Annotated in this window: 7 protein-coding genes and 3 pseudogenes; 5 read left to right on the forward strand and 5 right to left on the reverse strand. The window is 72.5% G+C overall.

Annotated elements, in window-relative coordinates; translation table 11 throughout:
* On the forward strand, positions 1–1,036 hold a 1,036-nt coding region (locus VR44_RS15920; protein WP_045948151.1), incomplete at its 5' end, for a DUF58 domain-containing protein.
* Positions 1,033–1,692 carry a hypothetical protein gene (locus VR44_RS15925; protein ID WP_045948152.1) on the forward strand — a complete coding sequence of 220 codons (660 nt, stop codon included), beginning with the start codon at positions 1,033–1,035 and terminating at the stop codon, positions 1,690–1,692. The genes VR44_RS15920 and VR44_RS15925, both read left to right, overlap by 4 nt.
* A gap of 167 nt (positions 1,693–1,859) precedes the next feature.
* Here the strand turns inward: VR44_RS15925 and VR44_RS41235 are convergent, their stop codons facing one another.
* A complete protein-coding gene (locus tag VR44_RS41235) occupies positions 1,860–2,450 on the reverse strand; it encodes a VanZ family protein (RefSeq protein WP_107072520.1) in 591 nt (196 codons plus the stop codon).
* Positions 2,451–2,624: 174 nt separating this feature from the next.
* Positions 2,625–2,999: a winged helix-turn-helix transcriptional regulator gene (locus VR44_RS15935; RefSeq protein WP_425424514.1), complete on the reverse strand. Its 375-nt coding sequence runs from the start codon at positions 2,997–2,999 to the stop codon at positions 2,625–2,627.
* Between the two features lie 174 nt (positions 3,000–3,173).
* Here VR44_RS15935 and VR44_RS15940 point away from each other — a divergent pair, with 174 nt between their 5' ends.
* The gene (locus tag VR44_RS15940; protein WP_094191682.1) at positions 3,174–4,046 is read left to right on the forward strand and encodes an SDR family oxidoreductase; all 873 of its coding nucleotides are present in this window, start codon (positions 3,174–3,176) and stop codon (positions 4,044–4,046) included.
* Positions 4,047–4,203: 157 nt separating this feature from the next.
* Here VR44_RS15940 and VR44_RS49140 read toward each other — a convergent pair.
* Together VR44_RS49140 and VR44_RS47205 are read right to left on the reverse strand one after the other, a co-directional pair.
* Positions 4,204–4,332 (reverse strand): annotated as a pseudogene (locus VR44_RS49140) (IS630 family transposase); the annotation flags it as partial.
* A gap of 61 nt (positions 4,333–4,393) precedes the next feature.
* A pseudogene (locus VR44_RS47205) lies at positions 4,394–4,531 on the reverse strand (hypothetical protein); the annotation flags it as partial.
* On the opposite strand from VR44_RS47205, the pseudogene VR44_RS42625 reads away from it, so the two are divergent.
* Positions 4,475–4,731 (forward strand): annotated as a pseudogene (locus VR44_RS42625) (IS5/IS1182 family transposase); the annotation flags it as partial. The pseudogenes VR44_RS47205 and VR44_RS42625 sit on opposite strands and share 57 nt — an antisense overlap.
* A 23-nt stretch (positions 4,732–4,754) precedes the next feature.
* Here the strand turns inward: VR44_RS42625 and VR44_RS43930 are convergent.
* The gene (locus VR44_RS43930) at positions 4,755–5,345 is read right to left on the reverse strand and encodes a ricin-type beta-trefoil lectin domain protein (protein WP_045948154.1); all 591 of its coding nucleotides are present in this window, start codon (positions 5,343–5,345) and stop codon (positions 4,755–4,757) included.
* A 152-nt stretch (positions 5,346–5,497) separates the two neighbouring features.
* Here VR44_RS43930 and VR44_RS15955 point away from each other — a divergent pair.
* On the forward strand, positions 5,498–6,438 hold a 941-nt coding region (locus VR44_RS15955), incomplete at its 3' end, for an ArsR/SmtB family transcription factor (protein ID WP_157880314.1).

Consider the following 6,438-nt stretch of genomic DNA (forward strand, 5'->3'; position numbering starts at 1 on the left):
GGTCACGGTGCGGATCGCCGTGCACTACGACGGGGTGAGCGGCCGCCTGGACCCGGGGGTCTTCCTGGGGCCCGGGGTCCGGCTCGACCACCTCGCAGCGGGCCCGCACCACGTGGAACTCGTCCTGACCGCACAGCCCTGGGGCCGCTGGACCCTCGGCACGGTCGACGTCGACGTCTACGACCGGGGCGGGCTGGCCCGCCGCACCATACGGGCTGACCTCGGCGAGATCTCCGTCTTCCCCGTGCCTGAGCACGCGGGCCTCACGCCCATCCCGGTCCGGCTGCCCCAACGCCTCGGCGAGCACACCTCCGCGCAGCGCGGCGAGGGGGTCGAGGTCACCGGAGTGCACCCGTACGCGCGGGGCGAACGGCAGCGCCGGATCCACTGGCCCGCCACCACCCGCCGGGGCACCCTCCAGGTCCACGGCTTCGCCGCCGAGCGCACGGCGGAGACCGTGGTGCTGCTGGACGTGCTCACCGACGTGGTCGACCCGGTCACCGGCACCTCCACCCTCGACGCGACCTTCCGTGCCGCCGCCGGGCTGGTCCGCGCCTACCTGCGCACCCACGACCGGGTCGGCGTCGTATCGATCGGGGGTGCGACCCGCTGGCTGCAACCAGGCAGCGGCCAGGGGTACTTCTACCGCATCGCCGAGAGCGTGCTCGCGGTCCGCAAGGACCGCAGCCACCGTTCGGAGGGCCTCGGCACGCTCCCCCCGCCCGCACTTCCCGCCGGGGCACTGGTGTACGTCATCACCCCGCTGACCGATCAGCGGATCTTCGACGTCCTGCACCAGGTACGAGGGCGGTCCAACCCGGTGGTCGTGGTCGAGATCCCCACCGGCGACCCGGTCGTGGACCCGGGTGACACCGAGGGCGAACTCGCGCTGAGGCTGTGGCGGGCCGACCGGGACGCCATGCGCTTCTCCCTCGTCGAAAGCGGCGTCGCGGTCGTCGCCCACCGGCCCGGGGAGACCCTCGACCTCGCCCTCGCGCCGCTGCTGCGGACCCGCGTCCAGGGAGGCACCCGATGACCACCGCCCCCGCCCGGCCGGCCCCCCGTCCCTCCGGTGGCAGACCCGCCCGGCTCACCTCCCGCCTCACCGACCGGCTGCTCGGCACGGCCCTCGTCATCGCCGCCTGCGATCCGTCGGCCGCCCTGCACGCCTCGCCGCCGGTCAGGCTGCTGGTGACCGCAGCGGCGGCCGCCGCCGCGTGGTGGGCGGCTCCGATGGTCGACGCGCGCCCGGTCCACACCTCCATGCGCTGGCCGGCCGTCCTGGCCCGCCGCAGGACGACCGTCCTGCCAGCCGCCGCCATCGCGATCGCCGCGGCCACCGACCCCGCCCCCTGGCTGGTCGTCTGCATCGCAGCCCTGCTGCTCGCCTACCTGCTCGTCACCGACCCGTGGACGGCCGGCGTCACCGCCCCGCCCGGCAGGCCGCGGGCGACACCCGCACTGGCCGCCGCCGCCGCGACGGCGGTGGTCCTCCTCGCCGCCCAGGCGCCGACCGCACGGACCGCATACGCCAGGCTTCCCGCAGCCCTGGCCGTCGGTGCGACGGCGGCCTGCCTGGCCCTGGCACTCCACACCCGCCACCGCCCGCCGAACCGACCGCCCCGGCCGGACCCCGCTGCCGACGAGGCCCGGAACCGGCCACCCCACCGGGCCCGCACACGCCGCCACTGACGCCGCCCGGAGACCTGGACGGAGGTTGTCCGGGCTGGAGGAGTTCCTGGTCAAGCCCACCGAGGCATCGACCGGAAGGCCGACGGCCAAGCCCACCGGCGCCAGCCCACGCCGACCAGCTTGTCCTCGACCGGTTCAGGGGAGGCCCACGACTTCCGCGTACGGTTTCAACGCGCCTCGTCCGGGCTGGACGCCGGGCCGCCGACGGTGGCGCGGCGCCGCGCCACCGCCCACGCCGCGAGCGCCCCGAGGGCCGCGCCCAGGGTGTTCTCCGCCCAGTCCACGTACTGGCAGGAGCGCACCGGATCCAGGGTCTGCGCCAGCTCGACGGCCGCCCACACCACGGACACGGCCAGCACGACCCGCCCCGGACGGCGGACGGCCAGCGTGCCGAACACCCCGAGTGCCGTCCAGAGCACGACGTTGGCGGCGTGGTGGGCCAATCCGCCGCCCAGCGTTCGCACCGACGCGCCGTCCAGGCAAGCGGCCAGCCGCGCGCCCACCCCGGGAACCACCTGGTCCGGCAGGGTGATCCCCGCCAGCACCGCGGCCGTGAGCAGCAGACCGAGCACGGCGGTGGGCGAGGCGCCGGTTCGCCGCAGGAGTGGCCGCCGCAGGGCCAACCCGACCGCGCCGAGGACGAGTACGAGGACTGCCGCGACGGCGGCGTGCTGAGCCGTGGACATCGCACCGGCGGACGCGGCGTCAGGGGACACGACTCCGCTGGACATGACGTCAGAGGGCAGGGCAGTGGACATACCGCTACTTCCATGATCGTGCCGCGCCACCGGCCACTCTAGCCCGCGCCTCCGGGTGTTGCTGCCGAGCGCCCTGGTGCCTGCCAAGCAAATTCGGGTCGCTCAGGTGGGTCTGATGGTCGGGCCGGTCTCGGCGAGGCGGCCGTCTATGACCAGACCGCCGGCCGCCGCTGATTACCTGGTGCGCTCAGTGCGGTCGTCGTACTCTTCGCGGGCGGTGATGACTTCTTCGATGTGCAGCACGGACCACTCCGTGAGCGCCTTCAGCGGTTCCCGTAGCGTCTGGCCGAGCGCGGTCAGCTCATACTCCACGTGCGGCGGCACCGCTGGGTAGACGGTCCGGCTGACCAGCCCGTCGCGTTCGAGGGTGCGCAGCGTCTGGGTGAGCATCTTCTCGCTCACGCCCGCCAGCGCCTGCCGGAGCCGGCCGAATCGGGAGGTCCCGTTCCGGCCGAGTTCGCCGAGTACGAGGACCGCCCACTTGCTGCCGATCTGGTCGAGCAGGTCCCGCGACGGGCAGCCGCGCTCGTACGGATCGAATGACGGCATGGGCCCGGTCACATTCCCGACAGCAGCCATACGGCTCACCTCAATGCTTTCGCTAGGGTAAGTACCCTACCAAGAAGTGGCTACTCCCCAACGGAGAGTGTCCAGGTCATTCTGTGTTCCATCCCGCGGCGGACAGACCGTTGCAGGCGTGCAAGGCACGCGCGGAAGGAAGGAATGACCATCATGCCGATCGTCGTCACCGGAGCCACCGGCCAGCTGGGAAGGCTCACCGTCGAGGCACTGCTGCGGCGCGGGATCCCGGCCGCGGACATCATCGCGACCGGCCGGGACATCGCCGGGATCAAGGACTTGGCCGACCGGGGCATCACGGTGCGCCGCGCCGACTTCGCGGACCCCGACGGCCTGGCCGAGGCGTTCGCGGGGGCGGAAAGGCTGCTGCTGATATCGGCCTCGGTCCCCGTGGGCGAGCGGGTCGCCAACCACCGCCGCGTGATCGACGCCGCGGCGGCCGCAGGCGTGTCGCTGGTGGCGTACACGAGCACGACGCACGCGGACACGGCCACTACCGTCATCGGTGCCACGCACGGCGAGACCGAGGCGTATCTGCGGGACCGCGGAATCCCCAGCGTGCTGCTGCGCAACGGCTGGTACCTGGAGAACTACACCAGCCAACTGCCGCAGATCCTGCAGAACGGCGCGGTCGTCGGCGCCGCGGGCGAGGGGCGGATCAGCGCCGCGTCCCGCGCCGACTACGCCGAGGCCGCAGCGGTCGTCCTCACCGCTGAGGGCCACACCGGCGCCGTGTACGAGCTCGGCGGCGACGAATCCTTCACCCTGACTGAGCTCGCCGCCGCGATCTCCGCCGCGGCCGGAAAGCAGGTTGCCTACGCCGACCTCCCGGTGGCCGACTTCGCCCAGGCACTGGCCTCCGCGGGCCTGCCCGCCGAGCTGGCGGAGGTCCTCGCTGACGCTGACCGCGGTATGAACCGCGGCGAGATGTACACCGACTCCGGCGACTTGCGCCGCCTGATCGGCCGCCCGCCCGTGACCCTGGCCGAGGCACTCGCGTCCGCCCTGCGTGACTGAGGTTGAACTTCTGATGTGGCCGGATCGCTCAGGTGGGTCTGATCGTCAGGCCGGTCTCGGCGAGTCAGCCGTCTAGGAGTTCGCTGCGGTACCGGATGTGCCGTAGGCCGCGCCGGATGCGCTGGACGAGGTGTTCGGGGGTACTGAAGGCGACGTTGGAGATCCGTCTGCGGGTGCGGCCGCGGACCCGCACCACCGGGGTCCGGCCGCGCTGTGACCAGGTCTTCGCGTGCGGCGGCGTCATGGAGAATCCGGCTTCGTCCTCGAAGACGATCCAGGCTCCGCGCCGCCGCAAGTCTTCCGCGCGGGGCCACACTGAGGACATGGCAGGAGAGCCCGCGTTGCTTGGCCTCGACTTCCCGCAGGACCCGAGCCGGGTCGTGCAGCGCGACGTGCAGGGCGATCGTGGGATGGAAGCCGGAGAGTTCTCGAAGTCGGCAGCGGACCGCATCGTCGATCACCTCGGGCCGATGTTCGCGCTCCAGTCCCGCAAACGGTTCGTCAAGGATGCCGTGCTCATCGTGGACGGCACATTGGTCCCCATCGCCGTGGTCGGCCGTCGCTCGCCGGGAACCGCGACGACTGCAACGCGTGGGAGGAGTCCGGCGCCAAGGCCGCCGTCGGCAAGACCCTCACGATCGCCGACGGCGGCTACCCGGGCACCGGACTCCTCATCCCTCCGCGACTGCCGCCTCAAGGGCGACGGCGTCAGGCGGTCCGGACGTCCCACCACTGCTGGGACTGGAAGTTCTTGCCCCACAGCTGGGCCCGGGCGCCGTTGCCGGGGACGTTGGTGTCGCGGTCCAGCACGGTGTTGTTGCCGTTGTTGAAGCGGACGTTGTAGATGGCCAGGTCCCCCGAGGGGTGGTACCACTGCTGCTGGGTGGTGCCGTTGCACTGCCACAGCTGCACCCGGGTGCCGTTGGCGCCGCCGCCGTTGGTGTCGGCGTCCAGGCACATGCCCGGGAACCGTACGCTCCGCAGGCTGCCGTCCGTGGACAGCAGCCACTCCTGCTGGGTGGTGCCGTTGCACCCCCACACCTGGACCTTGGTGCCGTTGCCGCCGGCGTTGGCGTCGGCGTCCAGGCACTGGCCCGGGGTCCCCCGGTACAGGCTGTAGATCCGGACGTAGACGCCCGCGGCGAGGGAGCCGTCCCGGGCGCCGGGCGCCTGGCCCTGCTCCCAGGCCACGTGGTGGGAGGCGGGCTCGGCGGCCTGCGCGGATGCCGCGCTCGTGGCACCGACGGTGAGGGTCGCGACGGCAGCCGCGACGGTGGCCAGCTTCTTGTGAACGGTCACGGGTCGGGATTCCTTTCGAGCCGATCTGTGTGGTGAATCCAGGAAACTCGACGCCGATTGACCGGTCGAATGATTCGATTTCTTTCGAAGGAACTGGCGAAGGGGGAACGCCTGTGATCCGGATCCGCCTGGGAGTCCGGGGGCTGGGAGACGTGAGGTTCGCGGTCTCACCGGTGGGCTCGGCCAAGGACCTGCTCCGCCTCCTCGGCTTCAGCCCAGGCACCCTGACCCCGCCCTGGCGGGCCAGAGCCACGGACGCGCTGATCCGGCACCGGCTCGGGCTGCTGGCCGTGGTCGCCGGGGGAGGCCCCCTCGGTTACGCCCCGGACTTCCTGCGGCCGGAACCCCCGGCCTTCCTGACGGACATCGAGACCGCGCTGCACCAGATCGCGACGACCCCGCGGGAGCGGATCCGCTACGAACTGGCCGGCGCCGTCAACGGCCACTCCTGGGACCCCGCCTCCGGCCGCCCGGCGCCGCGGAAACTCCTGCAGGCCCTCGACCAGGGGGAGGACCACTTCGCGCGCCGGCTCGCCGACGAGATGGGGCGGTTCTGGCACGCGGCACTGAAGCCCTCGTGGCCGGCCATCCGGGCCCGACTGGAAGCCGACGTCACCACCCGCGCCACCCAGATCGCCCAGATCGCCCAGTACGGGCTCGCGGAGACCCTCAACCGGCTGGCGCCGAACCTGGAATGGCGCGACGGCGAACTGCTCGTCCACCTCCGTCCGGACAGCATCCACCGGCTGACGCTGGACGCGGAAGCGGTGATCCTCACGCCGAGCGTTTTCGTCGACACGGCTCTCTTCTGCGCCGGGGAGCCGCCCGGGACGCCGGCGCCACGCACCCCGCTCATCGTCTATCCCGCCACGCAGGCCGACGGTCTCCCGCCCGCGCAGGACCACCCGCTGATCGGGGCGATGCGGCGAAGGCTCCTGGCCGAGCTGAGCCAGCCGTTATCCACGACGGAGATCGCCCAGCGTCTCTACCTGAGCCCGGCCACCGTCTCCTACCACCTGCAGATCCTCCACCGGGCCGGCCTCGTCACCCGTGCCCGGCGGTCGCGGCACGTTCTCTACCAGCGGCTCGGGGG

Source organism: Streptomyces katrae, assembly GCF_000966975.1.
In the GTDB taxonomy this organism is placed as follows: domain Bacteria; phylum Actinomycetota; class Actinomycetes; order Streptomycetales; family Streptomycetaceae; genus Streptomyces; species Streptomyces katrae.